Source organism: Chromobacterium sp. Beijing, assembly GCF_021496765.1.
Classification (GTDB): domain Bacteria; phylum Pseudomonadota; class Gammaproteobacteria; order Burkholderiales; family Chromobacteriaceae; genus Chromobacterium.
On the sequence record NZ_CP053750.1, the window covers coordinates 1,867,619 to 1,887,993 of the forward strand.

The window sequence follows — 20,375 nt, forward strand, 5'->3', positions numbered from 1 at the left end:
GCGCCTCCTTACAGAGTGATGCCGGCAAGACCGGCCACAGTGTTGATGTCCTTGTCGCCGCGGCCGGACAGATTGACCAGAATCACCTGGTCCTTGCCCATCTTCGGCGCTTCCTTGACGGCCCAGGCCAGCGCGTGGCTGGATTCCAGCGCCGGGATGATGCCCTCGAAGTGACAACAGTCGTGGAAGGCGCGCAAAGCCTCGTCGTCGTTGATCGCCACGTAGTCGGCGCGACCGATGTCCTTCAGATAGCTGTGCTCCGGCCCCACGCCCGGATAATCCAGGCCGGCGGACACCGAATGGGTTTCCACCACCTGACCGTTCTCGTCCTGCATCAGATAGCTCTTGGCGCCGTGCAGCACGCCCAGGGGCGCGCCGCCGGAAATCGGCGCCGCGTGCTTGCCGGAGTCCAGGCCCAGGCCGCCGGCCTCTACGCCCACCATGCGCACGCCGTCCACGCCGATATACGGATAGAACATGCCGATGGCGTTGGAGCCGCCGCCGACGCAAGCCACCACCACATCCGGCTGGCGGCCGATCACTTCCGGCATCTGCACCTTGGCCTCCTCGCCGATCACGGACACGAAATCGCGCACCAGCATCGGATAGGGATGCGGACCGGCCGCGGTGCCCAGGATGTAGAAGGTGCTGTCGATATTGGTCACCCAATCTCGCATCGCCTCGTTCAAGGCGTCCTTCAGCGTCTTGGAACCGGACTCCACCGGCACCACGGTGGCGCCCAGCAGCTTCATGCGGAACACATTGGGCGATTGACGCTTGATGTCCTCGGCGCCCATATACACCACGCACTCCATGCCGTAGCGCGCCGCCACGGTGGCGGAGGCCACGCCGTGCTGGCCGGCGCCGGTTTCGGCGATCACCCGCTTCTTGCCCATGCGCCGCGCCAGCAGCGCCTGGCCGATGGCGTTGTTGATCTTATGCGCGCCGGTGTGGTTCAGGTCTTCGCGCTTCAGATAGATCTGCGCGCCGCCCAGTTGCTCGGACCAGCGCTTGGCGTGGTAGACCGGGCTGGGCCGGCCGACGTAGTGCTTAAGCTCGTGGCGGAATTCTTCCCAGAACGACGGGTCGGCCTTGACGCGAGCGTACTCGTTCTTCAGCTCGTCCAGCGCCGCCATCAAGGTTTCGGCGACATAGACGCCGCCATGCGGGCCAAAATGGCCCTGGGCGTCCGGCAGGTCATAACGATCCATGTCTAACTCCTGATATGAACGCCGCCATTCTGGCGGCATCTTTGATTCCCTTGGACGCCTCCACACCGCTGGAGACGTCGACCGCGGCCGGGCGCACCTGCGCCACCGCCGCCGCCACATTGTGTTCGTCCAGGCCTCCGGACAGGATCAGCGGCAGAGGCAAGGCCTCCGGCAGCAAGCTCCAGTCGAAGGTGGCGCCGGTGCCGCCGTGCGCGCCTTCGACGAAGGCGTCGCTCAGCACCGCGCGCGCGTCCGGGTAGGCGGCGGCGATCTCGGCCAGGTCCACGCCCGGCTTCACCCGCACCGCTTTCAGATAAGGCCGCTGGAAAGAGCGGCAGAAGGCGGCGTCTTCCTCGCCGTGGAACTGCAAGATGTCGATCGCGCAGGCGGCCAGCACTTCGCGCACGTACTCCGGCTCCGGATTGACAAACAAGGCCACCACGCTGACGAAGGGCGGCAGCGCCGCGATCACCGCGCGCGCCTGCTCGAGGTCGACATGGCGCGGGCTCTTGGCGTAGAACACCAGGCCGATGGCGTCGGCGCCCAGCCGCGCGGCCTCGACGCCGTCTTCCGGCCGGGTAATGCCGCAAATCTTGATTCGGGTCGTGCCGCCCACTCTCATCTCCACAAAGCCAGCCGCGCGGCGTCCGCCTGCGACGGCAAATCGTATGTTTCCGGATAACCCACGCCGGTCAGGTACAAACCGTCCGGCATGAAGGTGGGCGGTGCGAAGGTACGGTCGCGCGCGGCCAGCAAGCCCGCCATGTCATCGGCGCGCAAAGCGCCCTTGCCCACGTAGACCAGCGCGCCGACGATATTGCGCACCATATGATGCAGGAAGGCGTCCGCCAGCAGATCGAAGCGGATCAGGCCGTCTTGCTCGCTGATGTCCAGCCGCTGCAAATCCTTGAGCGGCGATTTGGCCTGGCACTCCGAGGCGCGGAAACTGGAAAAATCATGTCGCCCCAACAGATGCGCCGCCGCCTCTCGCATCGCCGCCACGTCCAGCGCCTGATGAAACCAGCCCATCTTGCCGGCCAGCAGACAGGGCCGCACCGGGCTGGTCAGCAGAAAATAACTGTAACTGCGGGAAAACGCCGAAAAACGCGCGTGAAAATCCGCCGACACCTCCCGCGCCCACACCACCGCCACCTCAGCCGGCAGCAAGGCGTTGACGCCGCGCACCCAGGCGTTCAGCGGCCGCTCGGCCGGGCTGTCGAAATGCACCACTTGCATGGCCGCATGCACGCCGGCGTCGGTCCTGCCCGCGGCCAGCGTGCCGACGGCCTCCACGCCGGCGATCTGCGCGATCGCCTGATTCAATCTGTCCTGCACCGTATTGCCATGCGGCTGAGTCTGCCAGCCGGCGAACGCCCGACCGTCATACTCGATGCCGAGCGCTATCCTCATGCCCACACCTTCTTCAAACTCCGACGCGGCGCGCCGCGTCGTTTCAGCAATAAAGCACTCACTCTACCTTATCCTGCCCGGTTTGCGCCACGACCAAACGATGACGTTTGCTGCGAACGCACGAGAAAAGCGCCCAACCGCGGCATAAGACGCCGTCGAAGCAAAACGAAAAGAGGCCGGCTCGCGTCAAGCGCGGCCGACCTCTTCCATGCGCGCGGGCGCGACCGGCGCTTTAGCGGCCGGCCTCCTTCATCAAGGCGTCCGCGGTTTCTTTGTCGCCCATCTCCAGATACAGCTTGGCCAACTCCATTTTCTCCTCGTCCGGGCTCGCCGCGGCTGCCGGCGCGGGCGTCGGTGCTGCCGCGACGGGCGCGGGTGCCGGTGTGGGCGCTGCCGCGACGGGGGCCGCGGGAGCGGCCACAGGCGCAGGCTCGGCGGCCGCGGGCGGCGGCGCATCCGCCGCCGGCTCGGGCTTGGCCTGGGCGAACAGCGGATGGCCTGGCGCGACGGTCTGGCCGATTTCGCACACCCTCATCCATAAGGTGCTGTCCTTGCCGAACACGCCCTTGGCGGTGGTGGCCTCGGCGATGAACATCTGCTTGTCCTGCTGGGTGGACAAGACTTCCAGCAATTTGTAGCGCAAATCCTGCCGCATCGGCTCGTGAGCCAAGCCTTCGCGCAGAATCTCCAAAGCCTGGTCGTCTCGGCCGTAGGCCAGGTAGACATCGGCTTCGGCCACCCGGTCCACCGAGGACAGGTCGATGCCGTCGCCCTTCTTCAAGGAGCTCATCAAGGTCGTCAACGGCCCCAACATCGACGCGCCCGCCGCCGTGCCGCTCAAGGCCGGCGCGGCAGGCTCGTCCTTGCCGCCGCCCTTGCGTTTGCGCCGCGCCAGCAGCAAGGCCACCAGACCCAGCGCCGCCGCCGCCCCGCCCAGCTTCCAGCGCATGGACTCGTCGGACAAGGCCGCGGCCAATTCGTCCGTCCAGCCATTGGCCGCCGCCGTGACCGGCGTAGCCTTGCTGTCGACGGGTTTGGCCGGCGGCGGCTCGTGCTGAGCGGCCGCTTCGACAACCGGAGGCTTCTCCGCGTGTTCCGCCGTCGCCGCCTGCGGCGCGGACGCCGCCGCGACCGGCATGGAACTGACGGCCGCCACCTTGGGTTCCGGCTTGGGTTCCGGCTTGGTCTCGACCTTGGGCTCCGGCGCGGACTCGGGGCCGGGCTCTCTTTCCGCCGGCGCTGGGGCCGGCGCGGCCTTGGCCGCCGCCTGGCGCTGGTAATCCTGGATTTTCTGTTCCAGCGCCTTGGCCCGCTGCTCGGCTTGCTGCAGGGCCTGGTCTTGCCGCTGCAGCATCTGCTGCAAATGCCGTTCCTGCTGCGACGGCGCGGCCGCTTGCCTCGGGGCTTCCGCCGCCGGAGCCGGTTTGGACGCTTCCTTGGCGACAGGCGGATGCGCCGGCGCGAGCGGAGCGGCCGGCTTGGCCGCCGATTTGGCCTCTACGGGTTTGTGCTCCTGCGGTTTGGATTCCGGCGGCTTGTGTTCCTGCCGCGCGGCTTCCGGCGGCTTGCGTTCCGGGGGCTTCTGCGCCGGCGGCTGATGCTCCTGCGGCGCTCGCGCCTGGGGCTTGCTGTCTTGCGGCGCGCTTTTCTCAGCTGCGCGGGCCTCGGGCGAAACCGCCGGCCGCTTAGGCTCCGCGGCGCGGGCGGCGCTCTGGCCGCGCAGTTGCCACTCCGATGGATATTCCAGCGCCACGCCGGCGCGCAGGCGGTTGGCGTCTCCGGCGATGAAGGCCTCGGGATTGCCTTGCAATAGTTGCTGCGCCACCGCGCCCGACTCCCCGCCGCCGCGCACGCGGCTGGCGATGCCGGACAGCGTGTCGCCCTTGAGCACCCGGTACACTTTCAAACCCTGCGTCTTGGCGACGGGGGCCGGCTTGACCGCCGAATGGGGGTCCAGCAACACCGAGTAGTTTTTCTGCGCCTTGAGCTTGCCCGCCGCCACCTCCAGCCGGAAGGCCAGCATCGGCTCGGTCACCGGCTGCTCGGTGCGCAATTGCACATTAAAGCGGCCCTTGGCCACTTTTTCGACGTGGGGCACGATGGAAGCCACCAGGCGCACTTGCTGGGCGTTGGGCTCGCCCTGCGCCGCCACAGCGAACAAGGCCAGCCGCGGCGGGTCCGCCTGATCCAAGGCGCTGCCCTGCAAAGTCAGCTCCAACAGCAAGGGTTCGCCCAGACGGGAACGCAAGCGGGCGTCGCTCAGGCCCAAGGAATCCAGCCGCGGCGAGGCGTCGACGCCAGCCAGCGGCTTCTTGCCCTCCTCCCGCGCCGGCGCGGGCTTGTTGCGCGGGCCGTCTCGCCGATAATCCACTTCGAACTCGCGCACCAGCCGGCCGGCCGGCCAACTCAGATCCACGGCGAAGCGCAGCAGCGGCTCCGGATAACTGGCGGCGCCCTTGACCTGGATTTTCTGAACATTGCCGTCCGGTTTACGGACGATGGAAAACTGCAGGCTGCCGGCGGAACCGCTATAAGTGGACAACAGCGGATAGCGGTTGCGATCCGCCAGGCCCACCAGCACATTGTCGGAGGGCTCCTCGTCCACCACAGGAATTTCCGCCAGGAAAGGCTCGCCATCGGCGGACAACACCCGGATCGGCCCCAAGCCGGCCGTAGCGGCCGCCGCCAGACCAAGACCGGCCAGCAGCGACGCGATTTGACTCATGCGTGTCTTGAAAGACATGAACGAATTTCCCCACCCTCATTCTTCGAAGCCGCCGCGCCGCTTGCCTTGGCCGGCAGCCGGGTCTCGACAGGCCCTTATAACGTTTTAATTATTGCAACGAAACTATACAACAACCACTTAGCGAGGATAAATCGGGCGTCCCCGCCTCATTGCATCCAGGCAATGGCCAAAAAAGCCACACATTTTCCGGTTTTTCGCCTAAAAACCACGCACTGGCGCGGGATCGTCAAGCGGCGGGAGGAGTGACTCCATCCCGCCGCTCATTGCCTTTGAAGCTGCCCCATGTCCGCAGCGCCGCGTCGGACGTTCACGACGAGCACCGCTTCGCAATCCTCATGCGCCAAGCGGACACCTACTTTCTCAGCCGTTGTCGCCTTGGCTCGCGAGACATTGAACCGGCTTTCAGCCTCTATCTCAGGCGCTGATCGTGGCCAGCAAGGCTTCGGCCTCCGCCTTGAGCGGCCCCTGCGCCTCGGCGATCAGATCCTGCAATACTTCTTTGGCGCCGTCGCGGTCTCCCATGTCCAGATAAACCTTGGCCAGGTCCAGCTTGGTGGCCAGCGGGTCGTCCAGCACCGACATGCCTTCGGCCTGCGCCGCCGCAGGGGCTTCCGCCTCGGCGGCCGGCGTTTCCGCCAACATGTCCTCGTACAGGGACTCGAAGCCCGCGGGCGGGGCCGCTTGCGGCGCCGGCGCTTCCGCTGCGGCCGGCGCTTCCGCCGCCATGCCTTCCAGATTGAAGTCGAAGTCCAGCAAATTGTTTTCCGCCGGCGCCGCGGGCGCGGGCTCCGGCTTGGATTCGGCCGCGGGCGGCGTCAGTTCCGTGTCCAGATCGAAATTGAGCAGATTGGCTTCCTCCGCCTTCTCCTCCTCGGCCTGGGGTTCGGCGAACAGCGCGGCCAAGGGATCGTTCTCGGGCGCGGCCGCTTCCGGCGCGGCGACCGGTTCAGGCGCGGCGGCCGGCTCCGTCGGCGCGGCCTCGGGCTCGCCGAACAATTCCCGATCCAGATCGATGCCGCCCGGGGGCGACGTCGGCGCGGGCGCGGCTTCGATGTCCTCGCCCTCGCCGTCCGACAAGTACAAAGAGTTGGTCGGGTCTATCGAGCGCCCCATCGCCGCTGCCTTGGCCCAGATCGGTCCATGGCCGTCGAAGGTGGCGTGCATTTCCCGCGCCAGTTTTTCAAAGCTGGCGACGTCCGGCCGCGCCGCGTAGATCTCCATCAGCTTCAGCCTGACTTCCTGGCGCGACGGATCTTTGGCCAGCGCGTCCTTGAGGATGTCCTCGGCCTGCACGTCGCGGCCGTAGGCGATGTACACCTCGGCTTCCGCCACCGGGTCGACCTCGGCCGCGTCGATGGCGCCGGCCGCCTGGGTGAAGTTGCTCATGAAGGAATGGCCGCCGCCCACCGACGGCGGCTCCATGCCGGAAGACGCGCCGCGGCTCAGGGCGGCGCTGGTATTGTTGGCGGACAGCGACAAGGGCTTGCCGCCCTTGCGCCGGCGCGCCAGCAGCAGGCCCAGAGCGCCCAACAGGCCCAGGCCGGCCACGCCGCCGCCCACCAGCGGCAGGTGGTCTATCACTTTATCGAGCAGCGAAGGTTCCGGCGGCGGAGGCGGCGCCGCCGGCTTGGCCGCTGGCTTGTGCTCCGCCGGGGCGGGCTTGGCCGCGGGCGCCGGGGCCGGCGCGCTGGCGGCGTGCGCAGGAGCGCTGGCCGCCGCCGGCTCGACCGCCGCCGGAACGGCACTGGGGCTGGAGCTGGGCATGGCCGGCAAGGGCTTGCCGGCCTGCAAGGCCTTCAATTGCTCTTCCAGCGCGCTGATGCGCGCCTCCGCGTTTTTCAGCGCCTGCTCGCGCGCCGCTACTTGCTGCTCGAGATCGGTCAGCTTGCCGCCGCCCGGCTCGCTGGGCACCAGCTTCAGCACATCGGCGCCGGACTTGGCTTCGCCCGCCGACGCAGCGGGCTGGCCGCCCAGAATGCTGGCCACCTGAGCGGCGCTCAGGGCTTTGATCTTGCGGCTGGTCGGCACTTTCAGCACCGCGCCCAACTTGAGGCGGCTGACGTCGCCGTCGACAAAGGCGTCGGGGTTGGCCTGGGCCAGCGCGGCCATGGTCTGGTCCAGCGTGGCGCCGCGCGGCCTCACCTTGCCGGCCAGGCCGCGCAGGGTGGAGCCGGACTTCACTTTGAGAATGCCGGGCTGCGGCCGCGCGATGGGCGCGACGTTGCCGCGGTAGCGGCTGGACAGATTGTTGTCGGCGTAGCTGGGCACGTCCTGCACGATGTTGGCGGACGGCGAGGCCATAGAGTAATTGCTGGGGTCCAACAGCACGGTGTACTCGCGCACTGCGCGTCCCGACGAGGTCTTGGCCTCCACCACGAAGCGCAGATAGGGGTCGTTGATGGGGCCGGAAGAACTGATGCGTATCATGGCGCCGCGCGAGCTGGGCGCCACGCTGAAGCGCAGCATATTGAGCACCGTGGCGTAATCGACGTTCAAATCCTGAAACGTATCCGCCCCGGCCAGCCCTATCCTCGCGCTCTCCAGTTCCGCCGCCCTTACCCCGGTCAATTCGATATCGGCGCGGAACGGCTCGCCCAGATTGGACCTGACGTTGATTTTCCCCAGCCCTGCCCAGGCGCTGGCGGAGCAGGCCAAAGCCACCGCCAGAACGCCGATTCTGATGTTTGCCTGATGTGTCACTGTCAACCTTCCGGCACGGTTTATCTTGATTTTATTTGCGCTGGCCCAGCGGGCGCAGACGGTAACTGTTGCAATCTTAGGCCCTGCGGCTGTTTTTAGCTAGATTTCATAATGACGCCGTTTGCCCGCGATTTCCGCCGCGGCCATGAAACAGGGCGGCACTCTCGCGAATGCCGCCCTCTGTCCGCGCGATGCGCGGCTTCAGCCAAACCGCAGGATCAGATCAAGCCATTCTGCTTTAACAGGGTTTCGGCGATATTCACGCAATTGAGCGCGGCGCCGGCCTTCACATTGTCGGCGGCCAGCCAGAAACTCAGCGTCCGGCCCTTGCCGCGCAGGCGGCTGACCCACACCGCCTCGTTGCCGGTGGCTTCCATCGGCGTCACATAGCCGCCCAGCTTGTCCGCGGCCACCACTTGCAAGCCTGCCGCAAGCAGACGTTTGCGCGCTTGCTCCATGTCAAATTCATGTTCGAATGCCGCGTTCACCGCCCAGGCGTGGCCGAAGAACACCGGCACGCGCACGCAGGTGGCCTCCACTTGCAACTGCGGCAGATCCAGCAGCCGCGTGAGCTCGCGCTCCACCGAGCGCTCTTCCTCGGACGCGCCGTCCGCGTCCAGCGCGCCGATCTGCGGCAACACGTTGAAGGCGATGCGCTTGTCGTAGACCCGGCTTTCGGTCTCGCGCTGGGAGAACAGCGCTGTGGTCTGGTCCGCCAGCTCTTCCATCGCCGCCTGGCCACTGCCGGACACCGATTGATAAGTGGCCACCGACACGCGCTGCAAACCCAGCGGGCGCAGCGCCGCCAGCGCCAGCGCCAGCGGCGTTACCGTGCAATTGGGCGCGGCGGCCAGCGCGGCTTCGCCGGCGTCCGCCAGCAAGGCGCCGTTGATTGCAGGGATCACCAGCGGCACGCTGTCGTCCTCGCGGAAGGCGGAGCTGAAATCCACCACCGCCGCGCCGGCCGCGCGCGCCAGCGGCGCGTACTCGCGCGCCAGCTCGCTGCCGGCCGCGAAGATGGCCAGCGCCACGTTTTCAAAGGCGAAACCGTCGATGGGATGCACGTCCAGCTCCAGATTGCCGTAGGCGGCGGTCTCGCCTTCCTTGTCCGCCGCGTCCACGGCAAAGACCCGGCCAACGGGCAATTGGCGCTGGGCCAGCAGTTCCAGTACCGCCTGGCCCACCAGGCCGGTGGCGCCGACTACGGCGAGCTGAATAGAGTTCGACATCGCTTTACTTTCTCAATCAATCATTGCAAACAGAATACCGCGCGCAAAAAAGGGCACCTCAGTGCCCTTTTCAACTAGGCCGCGCGTTTGACGCGCGGCTCGGCAGTAGGTGCTCGCCAAGGCGAGCCTCAGGCTGCCGCCATTCTACCCTGTCAGCGCTCAATCAGGATACGCAACATGCGACGCAGCGGTTCGGCCGCGCCCCACAGCAGTTGGTCGCCCACGGTGAAGGCGGACAGGTATTCGCCGCCCATCGCCATCTTGCGCAGGCGGCCCACCGGCGTGGCCAGCGTGCCGGTCACCGCCGCCGGGGTCAGCTCGGCCATCGAGGCCTCGCGGGTATTGGGCACCACTTTGGCCCAGGGATTGGCGGCGGCCAGCATGGCTTCGATCTCGTCCAGCGGCACATCGCGCTTGAGCTTGATGGTCAAGGCCTGGCTGTGGCAACGCATCGCGCCCACGCGCACGCACAAGCCGTCCACCGGCACCGGGTTGGCGGAGCGGCCCAGGATCTTGTTGGTTTCCACGCCGCCCTTCCATTCTTCCTTGGATTGGCCGTTGCCCAGGTCCTTGTCTATCCAAGGGATCAGGCTGCCGGCCAGCGGCACGCCGAAGTTCTGGCTGGGGAAATCGTCCGCGCGCAGGAAGTCCGACACTTTGCGGTCGATATCCAGAATGGCGGACGCCGGGTCCGCCAGCAGGCCGGACACCTGGGCGTTGATCGCGCCCATGCCGGACAGCAGTTCGCGCATATTCTGCGCGCCGGCGCCGGAGGCGGCCTGATAGGTCATGGAGGTGGCCCACTCCACCAGATCGTTCTGGAACAGGCCGCCCAGCGCCATCAGCATCAGCGACACGGTACAGTTGCCGCCGACGTAATCCTTGACGCCGCGCGCCAGGCCCTGCTCGATCACCGCTTTATTGACCGGGTCCAGGATAATGATGGCATTGTCTTCCATGCGCAGCGCGGAAGCCGCGTCCACCCAGTAACCGTTCCAGCCGGCGGCGCGCAGCTGCGGATAGACTTCATTGGTGTAATCGCCGCCCTGGCAGGTGACGATCACGTCCATGGTCTTGAGTTCGGCGATGTCCTTCGCGTCTTTCAGCGCCGGGGCGTCGCGGCCGATGTCGGGGGCTTTGCCGCCCACATTGGAGGTGGTGAAGAACACCGGCTCGGCGATCGCCGCAAAATCGTTCTCTTCGCGCATGCGCTGCATCAGCACGGAACCCACCATGCCGCGCCAGCCAACAAAACCTACTCTCACTGGGTCTCTCCTGGTATCTGTCTGTCAAATCGTCGCGCCCGCCTGTGCGGCGGGCGGCTGTAATGTTGTCACCCCATTGTGCAGCGCGATAAAGCGTCAGGCAATGGGGTATTTCGTTTTTATTGTATTCAAATCAGAACAGACGGTTCGCCCGGCGCAAGCCGGGCGGACCACTGCCATTTACAGCGCCGACACCACCGCATCCCCCATCGCCGAGCAGCTGACTTTCTCGCAGCCGGCCTCGTAGATGTCGGCGGTGCGCAGGCCGCGCGCCAGCACGGTTTTCACCGCGTTTTCCACCCGCTGCGCCGCGTCTTCCAAGCCGAAGGTGTAGCGCAGCATCATCGCCGCGGACAGGATGGTGGCCAGTGGATTGGCCAGATTCTGCCCGGCGATGTCCGGCGCCGAGCCGTGCGAGGGCTCGTACAGGCCCTTGTTGTTTTCGTCCAGCGAGGCCGACGGCAACATGCCGATGGAGCCGGTCAGCATCGAAGCCTCATCCGACAGGATGTCGCCGAAGATATTGCCGGTCACCATCACGTCGAATTGCTTGGGATTGCGCACCAGCTGCATCGCCGCGTTGTCCACGTACATATGGGACAACTCCACCTGCGGATACTCCTTGGCCACGTCTATCATCACCTCTTTCCAGAACTCGGTGGTTTCCAGCACATTGGCCTTGTCCACCGAGCACAAGCGCTTGTCGCGCTTCATCGCGATGCCGAAGGCGACATGGGCGATGCGGCGCACCTCGCCCTCGCTGTAGCGCATGGTGTTGTAGGCCTCGCGCTCGCCCAGCTCGTTGACGGCGATGCCGCGCGGCTGGCCAAAGTAAATGTCGCCGGTCAGCTCCCGCACAATCATGATGTCCAGGCCGGACACCACTTCCGGCTTCAGCGTGGAGGCGTTGGCCAGTTCCGGGTACAGGATGGCCGGGCGCAAATTGGCGAACAGGTTCAAATCCTTGCGGATGGCCAACAGGCCGCGCTCCGGCCGCAGCGGACGCTCCAGCTTGTCGTAGGCCGGGCCGCCCACCGCGCCCAGCAGCACCGCGTCGGATTCGCGGCACAGCTTCTGGGTGAACTCCGGATACGGCTGGCCGAAGGCGTCGTAGCCGGCCCCGCCCAAGGGCGCCTGTTCGGTTTCGATGGGCAGACCGTCCTTGCGCAGCACTTCCAGCACGCGCTGCGCCTGGGCGATGATTTCCGGACCGATGCCGTCACCCGGCAAAATGGCGATTTTCATACTGTTTTCCTTTTCAGTCTTGAGGACCGCGCCGGGTCAGCCGCTCCACCAGCGCCCGCTCGCAACATTTGAATACGATATAAGCCGCCATCGCGGCATAGCCGGACGCCAGCAGTTCCAGCAATTGGCGCAACGCGCCGTCCATCGCCGCCTGCCAGCCGGCGTCCAGCCACAGCTTGAAATTCAATTGCAACAACAGGGCCAGATTGACCGTGCCCGCGCCGAACACCAGAAAGCTCAATCCCAGCAGCGCGAAGGCCCAGCAGGGATGGCGGTGCAACCAGGCCATCGCGCCGCGCCGGCCGTCGCCGCGGGCGGCGTTCATGTTCTGGCCCACAACACCATCACGTCGGCGCTGAAACTGCCGTCCGCCTCGATGGCGAAATAATCGCGCACCTCCCGGCCCATGCACTGCTGCAGCAGGCGGATGGCCGCGGCCATCTCCGGCGGCGTGCGCATGCGCGCGGTCCAGGCGTCGAAGGCCAGCCGCAGCCGCTGGCGGCGCAGGCTGTCCACCGCGAAGCCGGCCTCGGCCAGCATCGCCAGCCATTCTCCGGCGCTGTAATCGCGCACGTGGCTGGAATCCCGCAGCACCTCCACCGCCTGCAGATGCGTGTCCAGCAAGGGCTGCCCCGGCGACATCACGTCGATCAGCGCCAACCGGCCGCCCGGCTTCAGCACGCGCCGCGCCTCGCACAGCGCCAGGCCCACATCGCCCCAGTGATGGGCGGAATAGCGGCTGAACACCAGATCGAAATCGCCGTCGGCAAAAGGCAGCCGCTCCGCCGCGCCCTGGCGCGTGCTCAGATTGTCCAGGCCGCGCCGGGCCGCTTCCGCCGCCACCACCTCCAACATGGCGGCCGACAGATCGTAAGCCACCACCTCCCGCGCCGCCTCCGCCACCTGAAAGCCCACATGGCCGGCGCCGCAGCCCAGGTCCAGCACCCGCGCCGCGCCATGCTCCGCCGCCGCTTGGCGCAGCTCGGCGAACTCCGCACCTTCCGCATGCACCTGGCTGCTCAGATAGGCGGCGGCCTGGCCGCCGAACTGCTGCTCCACGTGCTGCTTATGCGCGTGGCCGCCCTGCTGTAGCGCGCTCATCGCCGGCCGCCGTTCAGGCGAACAGCCACGGCTGCTCGCCGCGGCGCTTGGCTTCAAAAGCCTTGATTTCGTCCGCGTGCCGCAGGGTCAGGCCAATCTCGTCCAGGCCGCCCAGCAGGCAGTGCTTGCGGTGCTCAGTGATGTCGAAGGAGAACACCTGCCCGGCCGGCGTGCTCACCGTCTGCGCCGCCAGGTCCACGGTCAGTTGATAGCCTTCGGCGGCCGCGCATTCGCGGAACAGCTGATCCACCGCGTCCGCCGCCAGCACGATGGGCAGCAGACCGTTCTTGTAGCAATTGTTGAAGAAGATGTCGGCGAAACTGGGCGCGATCACCACGCGGAAGCCCTGGTCGTCCAGCGCCCACGGCGCGTGCTCGCGGCTGGAGCCGCAGCCGAAGTTCTCGCGCGCCAGCAACACCTGCGCGCCCTGATAGCGCGGCAGGTTGAGTACGAAGTCCGGGTTCAGCGGCCGCTTGCTGTTGTCCATGCCCGGCTCGCCGTGGTCCAGGTAACGCCATTCGTCGAACAGATTGGGGCCGAAGCCCGAGCGCTTGATGGATTTCAAGAACTGCTTGGGAATGATGGCGTCGGTATCCACATTGGCGCGGTCCAAGGGACAGGCCAAACCGGTCAGGGTGGTAAATGCTTTCATCGTCAATGCCGTTTCCGGGCGCTAGCGCCCGCCTTCATTAGAGAGTGCGAGAAGACAACCGCCCCGGCGGACGCCGGGGGCGGGCCGCCGCATCACATTTTGTTGGACACGTCCTTGGCGGCGTTTTCAATCGCCTGCCCGCCCTTGGACACGTCCTGGCCCACGCCCTTCACCGTATTGCAAGCGCTCAGGGTCAGCGCGGCCAGTACCAACAACAGCAGTTTTTGCATGATTCTCTCCTTGGAACGGTTACAACGAACGCACATCGACGAAATGACCGGTGACGGCGGCGGCCGCCGCCATCGCCGGGCTGACCAGATGCGTGCGGCCGCCCTGCCCCTGACGGCCCTCGAAATTGCGGTTGGACGTGGACGCGCAGCGCTCGCCCGGCAACAGGCGGTCCGCGTTCATCGCCAGACACATCGAGCAGCCCGGCTCGCGCCACTCGAAACCGGCGGCCAGGAACACCTGGTCCAGGCCCTCGGCCTCCGCCTGCGCCTTCACCAGGCCGGAGCCCGGCACCACCAGCACCTGCTTCACATTGGCGGCCTTATGGCGGCCCTTGGCCACGCTGGCGGCCTCGCGCAAATCCTCGATGCGGCTATTGGTACAGGAGCCGATGAAGACGATGTCCACCGCGATGTCGTGGATGGGGGTGTTGGCCTGCAAACCCATATAGCTGAGCGCGCGCTCGATGCCGCTTTTCTTCACCGGATCGCTTTCCCGCGCCGGGTCCGGCACCGCGCCGTCTATATCCACCACCATCTCCGGCGAAGTGCCCCAGGTCACTTGCGGCAGAATCTCCTCGGCGCGCAGCACCACTTCCGCGTCGAATACGGCGCCCGGATCGGAACGCAAAGTGCGCCAATACGCCACCGCCTGCTCCCACTGCTCGCCCTTAGGCGCAAACGGCCGGCCTTTTACATAATCGATGGTCTTCTGGTCCGCCGCCACCATGCCCGAGCGCGCGCCGGCCTCGATCGCCATATTGCACAAGCTCATCCGGCCTTCCATAGACAGGCTCTCGATGGCCTCGCCGGCGAACTCGATCGCATAGCCGGTACCGCCGGCGGTGCCGATCTTGCCGATGATGGCCAGCGCCACATCCTTGCCGGTGATGCCGCGGCCCAGCTTGCCGTCCACCCGCACCAGCATATTCTTGGATTTCTTGGCCACCAGGCACTGCGTGGCCATTACATGTTCCACCTCGGAGGTGCCAATGCCATGCGCCAGCGCGGCGAAAGCGCCGTGGGTGGACGTGTGGCTGTCGCCGCACACCACCGTCATGCCCGGCAGCGTGGCGCCCTGCTCCGGCCCCATCACATGCACAATGCCCTGGCCCTTGTCCTTGAACGGGAAGTACGCCAGCGCGCCGAAGGCCTTGATATTGGCGTCCAGCGTTTCCACCTGCTGACGCGAGATCGGGTCCTTGATGCCCTCGTCCCAATGATCGGTGGGCGTGTTGTGGTCCGCGGTGGACACCACCGAATCCACGCGCCACAGCGGGCGGCCCGCCAGCTTCAGCCCCTCGAACGCCTGCGGGCTGGTCACCTCATGCACCAGGTGGCGGTCGATGTACAGCAAGGCCGTGCCGTCCGCCTCCTGGCGCACCACGTGGCTGTTCCATAATTTGTCGTACAAGGTCTGTGCGGTCATGGTGTTTGCTCGAATCCGGTTATTCAACTTGAGACTGCCGCCGGCGCCGCGGGTTTCCGCGCGCCGGGCACAAGGCTCTGCTCCGTGGACTTATCTTGGAGCCAAACTTTCCCGGCAACAAGCCAGTTGCTTATACTAGTAGCAATACTAATACCCAGAGCCTTACGCCCATGACCGCCAGCAAAGACAGCGCGCCGCTGGGCCAATTCATCCGCGCCCACCGCGAGCGCCTGAGCCCGGAACAAGCCGGCCTGCCGCCCGGCCAGCGCCGCCGCGCCAAAGGCCTGCGCCGCGAAGAAGTGGCTGCGCTGTGCGACATCAGCACCACCTGGCTGACCTGGATAGAACAAGGCCGCACCCAATCCGTGTCCGCGCCCACCCTGGCCCGGCTGGCCGAGGCGCTGCGCCTGACCGCCGCCGAGCGCGACTACCTGTTCAATCTGGCAGGCCTCAAAGACCCGGAACCGGAATGGCGCGGCCCGTCCGAACAGGCCAAGGCGCTGTTAAAGCAGGCCACCGCCCATATCGATTCCCCCGCCTACGTACTGGACGCCGAATGGCGCGCCGTGGCCTGGAACCCGCCGGCCCAAAGGCTGTTCCGCGACTGGCTGGGCCGGCCGGACGCCAGCCGCAGCCTGCTGGACTTCATCTTCCTGGCCCCGGAAGCGCGCAGCTTCATCGACCAATGGGCGGAGCGCGCCGGCCGCATCGTCGCAGAACTGCGCGCCGATCTCAGCCCGCGGCTGAATCAGCCCGCCATGGCCGCGATGATTGCGGCGCTGGAAGCGAAAAGCCCGGAATTCCGCCAATACTGGCAACAGCAGGACGTGCAAGGCCGCGAAGGCGGCAGCCGCGTGTTCCACCACCCCAGCGCCGGCCGCATCGAGCACCAGCAAATCACCCTCAAACTGGCCCAGGCGCCGGAGTACAAGCTGGTGATGCTGCTCTGAGCGCATGCCGGGGACATGGCCATTTCTTTATATTGAACGCTCCCGGGTTTGGGCACACTGCGCCGCACCAACAAAAAGGCGGCGCTAAACGCCGCCCATCCCGCCTCAGGAGCGCTTATGAAAATTTCAGACCTATTGCTCAGCTGCATTCACCCGCGCGGTTCCGCGGACCCGGACACTCCGCCGCAAACCGCGCTGGCCGGCGAACTCAAACGCGCGCAGAACAGCGACGCCAACGCCGCCCTGCTGCGCGCCGCGCCCAGCCCAAGCGCCGCTCGCTCCCGCGCCCACGACAGCGCGCTGAACCAAGCCAGACGCCGCTTCGCCACCGCCGCGCCGGCCGGCGTGGACCCGGCGTTCAAACCCGCCCAGCAACGCTTCGCCCACTGGCTGAACCAGCAACCGCTCAATACCTGGCGCCAACTGCTGCACAATCACCAAGCCCGCGAAGTGCACGCCTTCATCGACGCCCACACCGAAGACATAGCGCGCCGCGACCTGGCCAGGATGCCCGGCGCGGACGCCAAGGCCCTGATTCAGGCTTACCGCGAAGCCATGATCGCCGCCGCCGCCCAACTCTACCCGCAACAAACCGAGCGCTTCCGCCAGGGCGGCGTCAGCACCCTCAGCCAGCAACTGGAGCAACTCAGCCAGCAGGCAGGGCTGGATTGCAGCAACAAACACCCGCTGCAACAGCAGGCGCTTCAGGAGTTGATACGCGCCACGGCGGACCAAATAGCCGACGCGCTGGAGCAGACCAAACCGCAGTTGCTGCGCAAAGCACTGGAACAGGCCAGCAACGCCTACCAGGCGCACCCGGCCGCCACCCGCCGGCAAGCCGCCTGCCAAGCCGCCGCCCAAACCTTATCCGGCGAACGCGAAGCCAATGACCAGAACACGCTGGGGCTGTCGCTGCGCCGCGCCGGCGGGGCCCGGCTCAGCCGCCGTCATTACGACTCCATCCGCCTGAGCCGGGAAACCTTCGCCCAGCGCCGGATCACCCTGGGCAAGCGCGCCGGCTAAGCCCGTCCTAAAGCCCCGCCCAGCATCTGCCGTATCGCCGGCGGCTGGGACCGGGGCGGCTTGGCCGCAAGCCCAAGCCCAAAACTCGGCGGCCGCGCGCCCTTGACCCGCCCCGCCCGCGCCGCCACAATCGCCTGCGTGCCGATCCACATCCGGCACTGGGACTGGAACCCCATGTTTCTTCGAGAACAGGCATTGCCCGCAACAGGCAATGCCGATGAGACGCGCGCGCCAGTACGGCGGGGGCGGATCATAGGTGCGGCCAACGCCGTACCGGTTTCTTGAAGAGCCGGAGTTCCAGCCTGTGATCTCGCTCCCGCCACCCGACTGGAACCGGAAAACGGGCCACTTAGCATCTTCAAGGAGATAGCAAATGTCTCATGAGCTTCCCCGCGCCGTCATTACCGTCCCAAGCCTCACGAAACCCAGGCCACGCAGCTGCCCTTCGTCCGCCACCTGCCGCAACGCGGCCAGCCCCACCATTGGCAGATGCCGCCCGCCGACGACTACGTGGACGCCTGCGCCTATGGCCGCGAATGCGCCGCCCACCTGGCCCAATACCTGAAAGACAATCCGGACCGCCACAACAAGGGCCTGCTCGGCAAGATCGCCTACGACATCGACTTCCGCGACCCTCACCACGCCCGCGGCTATTGGGTGGGTTTCTTCAACTACGCGGAGCAGTTGATGGTACTGGGCGCGCTGCGCTGCGACGTCTTCCAGCACGTGGACAGCGTGCACGCGATGCAACGCGCGCAAGCCGCCAAAACCGAGCTGGAAGGCAAGACGCCCGGCCGCAATAGCTAAGGCGTAAAAAAGCGGCGCGCCGGATTGGCGCGCCGCTTTCATGGCCATAGAAGGCCGCAAACTTCAGCCTCTAATAATCGATATAGCCCCAATTATCCTCGTCTATCGGTGCAGCCAGCTTTTCCACCGGATAATTGCGCAGACCTTCCAACACTATCGGCAAATCATGGGCAATCGCCTCGTACTCGTCCCGTGGTAAATGATAGGCCGCATGATAACGCTCCAAGTCAAAATGCTCCAATATCGCCAAGGCCCACGGGTGAAAATTGATCGGCACGTGGTCCCACTCCAAGGCTTTTTTGGCGGTAGCCAGCCATATAACAGGAAAGTTTTCATTGATCTTGCAATATGACTCCCATGCCTCATTAATAACCCACCACAACCTATCACTTCTTTCTTCAGCGCTTGACTGATTCCAGACTGCTATCGCTCTTGGATAGTCATACAAATCAATAAAATACTGTAAAAACTCAATATAAAGTGATTTCCTACCAGGAAAATTATAAACCTGATCAATCAATACATCACTAAGCCTTACCTCTGGAAACATAAGCCCCCCATCATTGCAATCACCGCAAACACCTCACACACCGACACTACCCAACTAAATTACATACCCTTTATTTCCGCCAAATCAAATGAAACTACTCTTATCAGAATTAACCATGTAACACCATCACTCCCCCGGCCACTTCCACTCTCGACTCTCCCTAATTCTCTTTTTCTCTTCTTTAGCCCCCTCCAGCCAATCTTCATTGATTGCTTCTTTGAAAACGGAGATTCTGGTCACATATTGATCAGGACACATATCCACATTAGCCAAAAAATTGGTCATAACAGACACCCCGCCTACATTGGAGTCTGGCACATGTGACTCGTCAGCCGAATCGTAGTACAACTCACAATGATCAACTATTTTCTGCACACCCTCGCCCAATCCACAGTCAAACCATTTTCCTTTATAGCAAACCGCTTCAGCGACAGGATTAACTCCCTCCTCCTCACAAACACCAGGCAGCCTTGCCTCCACGCAGCTAATTACACCTTGCTCAACAGCCACAAACAAAAGAATATCTAGGCTTTCATAGTCACCAAATGACTCCTCCATATAAAAAACATAAGAATCCGACTTCTCCAACCTTAACACTGGACCATGCTCAAACTGAAACCTATCACTGCCACCCAATCGATATCGCTCAAGACTCCTTTCAAAAACATCAACCGGAGTGCTCAACTTAATTCCAGCCAAAGATTGAAATGAAATAACTGGCGCATCCCAAGTAAACCGTTTCAAAAACCCTCTCCACCATCAAGCCTACCCTGTGAAATATTGACGACTACAACCAGTCGCCCCTCATAGCCAAGCAAGCCCTACCTAATTTATTAAAATCTGCGCGCCATATTGAAACCCAAGCTGGAACGGTCCACACATGACATAATACAGCCAACCTAAATCCGACCCAAAATTATTTCGCACAAAACAACCTCATCTAGCGACCATGCCACCTCTTATTTTTAAGCAAAAAAAGCCGCACAGTTTACTTTCAATCTCGCCAGCAAATGTTTCCATACATAAGCCAACACCTTGCCTCTAACCCTAGCTATTTATTGGAAAAATCAGCTAAAACCTTCCCATGCTTCGCCAACAACTCCACCATGAACTCTCGATCAAATTTCATTAAAAAGTACGCAACATCACCAACTCTCCAATGATGTCTCTCAGGATGTTTCACGATCTTTTCCAAATGATTCTTCAATTATTTTATTACTCACTTTACACCCTCATTTTTAACCCTTTCCGCCAGACCCGTCTAGTAGCCGGCAGAAACACATGGGCACCAGCCTCCTGAGGCATCTCTCTCATCATATCACTAGCCAAATCAAAAGCTAAGCTGTAAAAAGCGGCGTACCGGATTGGCGTCCCTCTTTCACGACCAGAAACTTCAGCCTCTAATAATCGATATAGCCCCAATTATCCTCGTCTATCGGCGCAGTCAACTTTTCCGCCGGATAATTGCGCAGACCTTCCAGCACTATCGGCAAATCACGGGCAATCGCCTCGTACTCGTCCCGTGGAAAATGATAGGCCGCATGATAACGCTCCAGGTCAAAATGCTCCAATATCGCCAAGGCCCACGGGTGGAAATTGACTGGCACATGGTCCCACTCCAAGGCTTTTTTGGCGATAGACAACCATGCAATAGGAAGATTCGCGTTAACTTGGCAGTAGACATCCCAAGCCTCGTTCATTACCCACCAAAATATATGACTAATGTGCTCTGATGTATAACCATGTCGTTCTGCAAGCCTCCACTCAGAATCAAAAATATCATCGCAAAATTTAACTGCCGCAAGATATACTACAGATCTCTCAGAAAAA

The 20,375-nt window shown here is 64.0% G+C and carries 19 protein-coding genes; 3 read left to right on the top strand and 16 right to left on the bottom strand.

From position 1 onward, the window contains the following. Positions 1–8: 8 nt before the first annotated feature. The 13 genes from trpB to leuC form a co-directional block, all read right to left on the bottom strand. The gene (gene trpB, locus HQN78_RS08765) at positions 9–1,211 is read right to left on the bottom strand and encodes a tryptophan synthase subunit beta (RefSeq protein ID WP_107798737.1); all 1,203 of its coding nucleotides are present in this window, start codon (positions 1,209–1,211) and stop codon (positions 9–11) included. After that, complete coding sequence (locus HQN78_RS08770; RefSeq protein ID WP_227103612.1) at positions 1,198–1,827, bottom strand: phosphoribosylanthranilate isomerase; 630 nt, start codon at positions 1,825–1,827, stop codon at positions 1,198–1,200. The genes trpB and HQN78_RS08770 overlap by 14 nt, the downstream gene beginning before the upstream one ends. A 2-nt stretch (positions 1,828–1,829) precedes the next feature. Further along, positions 1,830–2,621: a tRNA pseudouridine(38-40) synthase TruA gene (gene truA / locus HQN78_RS08775; protein ID WP_235089030.1), complete on the bottom strand. Its 792-nt coding sequence runs from the start codon at positions 2,619–2,621 to the stop codon at positions 1,830–1,832. Between the two features lie 232 nt (positions 2,622–2,853). Further along, complete coding sequence (locus HQN78_RS08780) at positions 2,854–5,346, bottom strand: FimV family protein (RefSeq protein WP_235089032.1); 2,493 nt, start codon at positions 5,344–5,346, stop codon at positions 2,854–2,856. Between the two features lie 435 nt (positions 5,347–5,781). Continuing rightward, on the bottom strand, positions 5,782–8,067 hold the full coding sequence (locus HQN78_RS08785) for a FimV/HubP family polar landmark protein (protein WP_235089033.1): 2,286 nt from the start codon (positions 8,065–8,067) through the stop codon (positions 5,782–5,784). 218 nt (positions 8,068–8,285) lie between these two features. Then, positions 8,286–9,296, bottom strand: coding sequence for an aspartate-semialdehyde dehydrogenase (locus HQN78_RS08790; protein ID WP_107798734.1), 1,011 nt, complete (start codon positions 9,294–9,296; stop codon positions 8,286–8,288). Between the two features lie 152 nt (positions 9,297–9,448). After that, positions 9,449–10,561 carry an aspartate-semialdehyde dehydrogenase gene (gene asd / locus HQN78_RS08795; protein WP_227103618.1) on the bottom strand — a complete coding sequence of 371 codons (1,113 nt, stop codon included), beginning with the start codon at positions 10,559–10,561 and terminating at the stop codon, positions 9,449–9,451. Positions 10,562–10,741: 180 nt separating this feature from the next. After that, positions 10,742–11,806 (bottom strand): 3-isopropylmalate dehydrogenase, encoded by a 1,065-nt coding sequence (gene leuB, locus HQN78_RS08800; RefSeq protein WP_043592101.1) that lies wholly within the window; start codon positions 11,804–11,806, stop codon positions 10,742–10,744. Between the two features lie 13 nt (positions 11,807–11,819). Beyond that, positions 11,820–12,131 (bottom strand): hypothetical protein, encoded by a 312-nt coding sequence (locus tag HQN78_RS08805; protein ID WP_107798732.1) that lies wholly within the window; start codon positions 12,129–12,131, stop codon positions 11,820–11,822. After that, positions 12,128–12,907 carry a class I SAM-dependent methyltransferase gene (locus HQN78_RS08810; protein ID WP_235089034.1) on the bottom strand — a complete coding sequence of 260 codons (780 nt, stop codon included), beginning with the start codon at positions 12,905–12,907 and terminating at the stop codon, positions 12,128–12,130. Before HQN78_RS08810 ends, HQN78_RS08805 begins: the two co-directional genes overlap by 4 nt. Before the next feature lie 13 nt (positions 12,908–12,920). Further along, entirely contained in the window at positions 12,921–13,559 is a 639-nt protein-coding gene (leuD, locus tag HQN78_RS08815) for a 3-isopropylmalate dehydratase small subunit (RefSeq protein ID WP_235089035.1), read from the bottom strand. A gap of 92 nt (positions 13,560–13,651) precedes the next feature. Then, positions 13,652–13,789: an entericidin A/B family lipoprotein gene (locus tag HQN78_RS08820; RefSeq protein ID WP_081544472.1), complete on the bottom strand. Its 138-nt coding sequence runs from the start codon at positions 13,787–13,789 to the stop codon at positions 13,652–13,654. A 19-nt stretch (positions 13,790–13,808) separates the two neighbouring features. Next, on the bottom strand, positions 13,809–15,215 hold the full coding sequence (leuC, locus tag HQN78_RS08825; protein ID WP_235089036.1) for a 3-isopropylmalate dehydratase large subunit: 1,407 nt from the start codon (positions 15,213–15,215) through the stop codon (positions 13,809–13,811). 170 nt (positions 15,216–15,385) lie between these two features. Between leuC and HQN78_RS08830 the strand changes: the two genes are divergently transcribed. From HQN78_RS08830 to HQN78_RS08840, 3 genes are all read left to right on the top strand, one after another. Next, on the top strand, positions 15,386–16,165 hold the full coding sequence (locus tag HQN78_RS08830) for a helix-turn-helix transcriptional regulator (protein WP_107798728.1): 780 nt from the start codon (positions 15,386–15,388) through the stop codon (positions 16,163–16,165). A gap of 117 nt (positions 16,166–16,282) precedes the next feature. After that, a complete protein-coding gene (locus HQN78_RS08835) occupies positions 16,283–17,188 on the top strand; it encodes a hypothetical protein (protein WP_235089037.1) in 906 nt (301 codons plus the stop codon). 489 nt (positions 17,189–17,677) lie between these two features. Then, entirely contained in the window at positions 17,678–17,995 is a 318-nt protein-coding gene (locus HQN78_RS08840) for a hypothetical protein (RefSeq protein ID WP_235089038.1), read from the top strand. Between the two features lie 70 nt (positions 17,996–18,065). Here HQN78_RS08840 and HQN78_RS08845 read toward each other — a convergent pair whose 3' ends face one another. The 3 genes from HQN78_RS08845 to HQN78_RS08855 form a co-directional block, all read right to left on the bottom strand. After that, positions 18,066–18,545 carry a hypothetical protein gene (locus tag HQN78_RS08845; protein WP_235089039.1) on the bottom strand — a complete coding sequence of 160 codons (480 nt, stop codon included), beginning with the start codon at positions 18,543–18,545 and terminating at the stop codon, positions 18,066–18,068. Between the two features lie 126 nt (positions 18,546–18,671). Next, the gene (locus tag HQN78_RS08850) at positions 18,672–19,289 is read right to left on the bottom strand and encodes a hypothetical protein (protein WP_235089046.1); all 618 of its coding nucleotides are present in this window, start codon (positions 19,287–19,289) and stop codon (positions 18,672–18,674) included. Positions 19,290–19,945: 656 nt separating this feature from the next. After that, positions 19,946–20,245 carry a hypothetical protein gene (locus tag HQN78_RS08855; RefSeq protein ID WP_235089047.1) on the bottom strand — a complete coding sequence of 100 codons (300 nt, stop codon included), beginning with the start codon at positions 20,243–20,245 and terminating at the stop codon, positions 19,946–19,948. Positions 20,246–20,375: the final 130 nt, after the last annotated feature.

Bases quoted from the DNA above. Each gene is read 5' to 3' on its own strand.
- HQN78_RS08835 (WP_235089037.1), top strand. From the start codon at position 16,283: ATGAAAATTTCAGACCTATTGCTCAGCTGCATTCACCCGCGCGGTTCC.
- HQN78_RS08805 (WP_107798732.1), bottom strand. From the start codon at position 12,131: ATGAACGCCGCCCGCGGCGACGGCCGGCGCGGCGCGATGGCCTGGTTG.
- HQN78_RS08855 (WP_235089047.1), bottom strand. From the start codon at position 20,245: ATGAACGAGGCTTGGGATGTCTACTGCCAAGTTAACGCGAATCTTCCT.
- HQN78_RS08830 (WP_107798728.1), top strand. From the start codon at position 15,386: ATGACCGCCAGCAAAGACAGCGCGCCGCTGGGCCAATTCATCCGCGCC.
- HQN78_RS08780 (WP_235089032.1), bottom strand. From the start codon at position 5,346: ATGAGTCAAATCGCGTCGCTGCTGGCCGGTCTTGGTCTGGCGGCGGCC.
- HQN78_RS08845 (WP_235089039.1), bottom strand. From the start codon at position 18,545: ATGTTTCCAGAGGTAAGGCTTAGTGATGTATTGATTGATCAGGTTTAT.
- leuD (WP_235089035.1), bottom strand. From the start codon at position 13,559: ATGAAAGCATTTACCACCCTGACCGGTTTGGCCTGTCCCTTGGACCGC.
- HQN78_RS08790 (WP_107798734.1), bottom strand. From the start codon at position 9,296: ATGTCGAACTCTATTCAGCTCGCCGTAGTCGGCGCCACCGGCCTGGTG.
- trpB (WP_107798737.1), bottom strand. From the start codon at position 1,211: ATGGATCGTTATGACCTGCCGGACGCCCAGGGCCATTTTGGCCCGCAT.
- leuB (WP_043592101.1), bottom strand. From the start codon at position 11,806: ATGAAAATCGCCATTTTGCCGGGTGACGGCATCGGTCCGGAAATCATC.
- leuC (WP_235089036.1), bottom strand. From the start codon at position 15,215: ATGACCGCACAGACCTTGTACGACAAATTATGGAACAGCCACGTGGTG.
- HQN78_RS08810 (WP_235089034.1), bottom strand. From the start codon at position 12,907: ATGAGCGCGCTACAGCAGGGCGGCCACGCGCATAAGCAGCACGTGGAG.
- HQN78_RS08840 (WP_235089038.1), top strand. From the start codon at position 17,678: ATGCCGCCCGCCGACGACTACGTGGACGCCTGCGCCTATGGCCGCGAA.
- truA (WP_235089030.1), bottom strand. From the start codon at position 2,621: ATGAGGATAGCGCTCGGCATCGAGTATGACGGTCGGGCGTTCGCCGGC.
- HQN78_RS08820 (WP_081544472.1), bottom strand. From the start codon at position 13,789: ATGCAAAAACTGCTGTTGTTGGTACTGGCCGCGCTGACCCTGAGCGCT.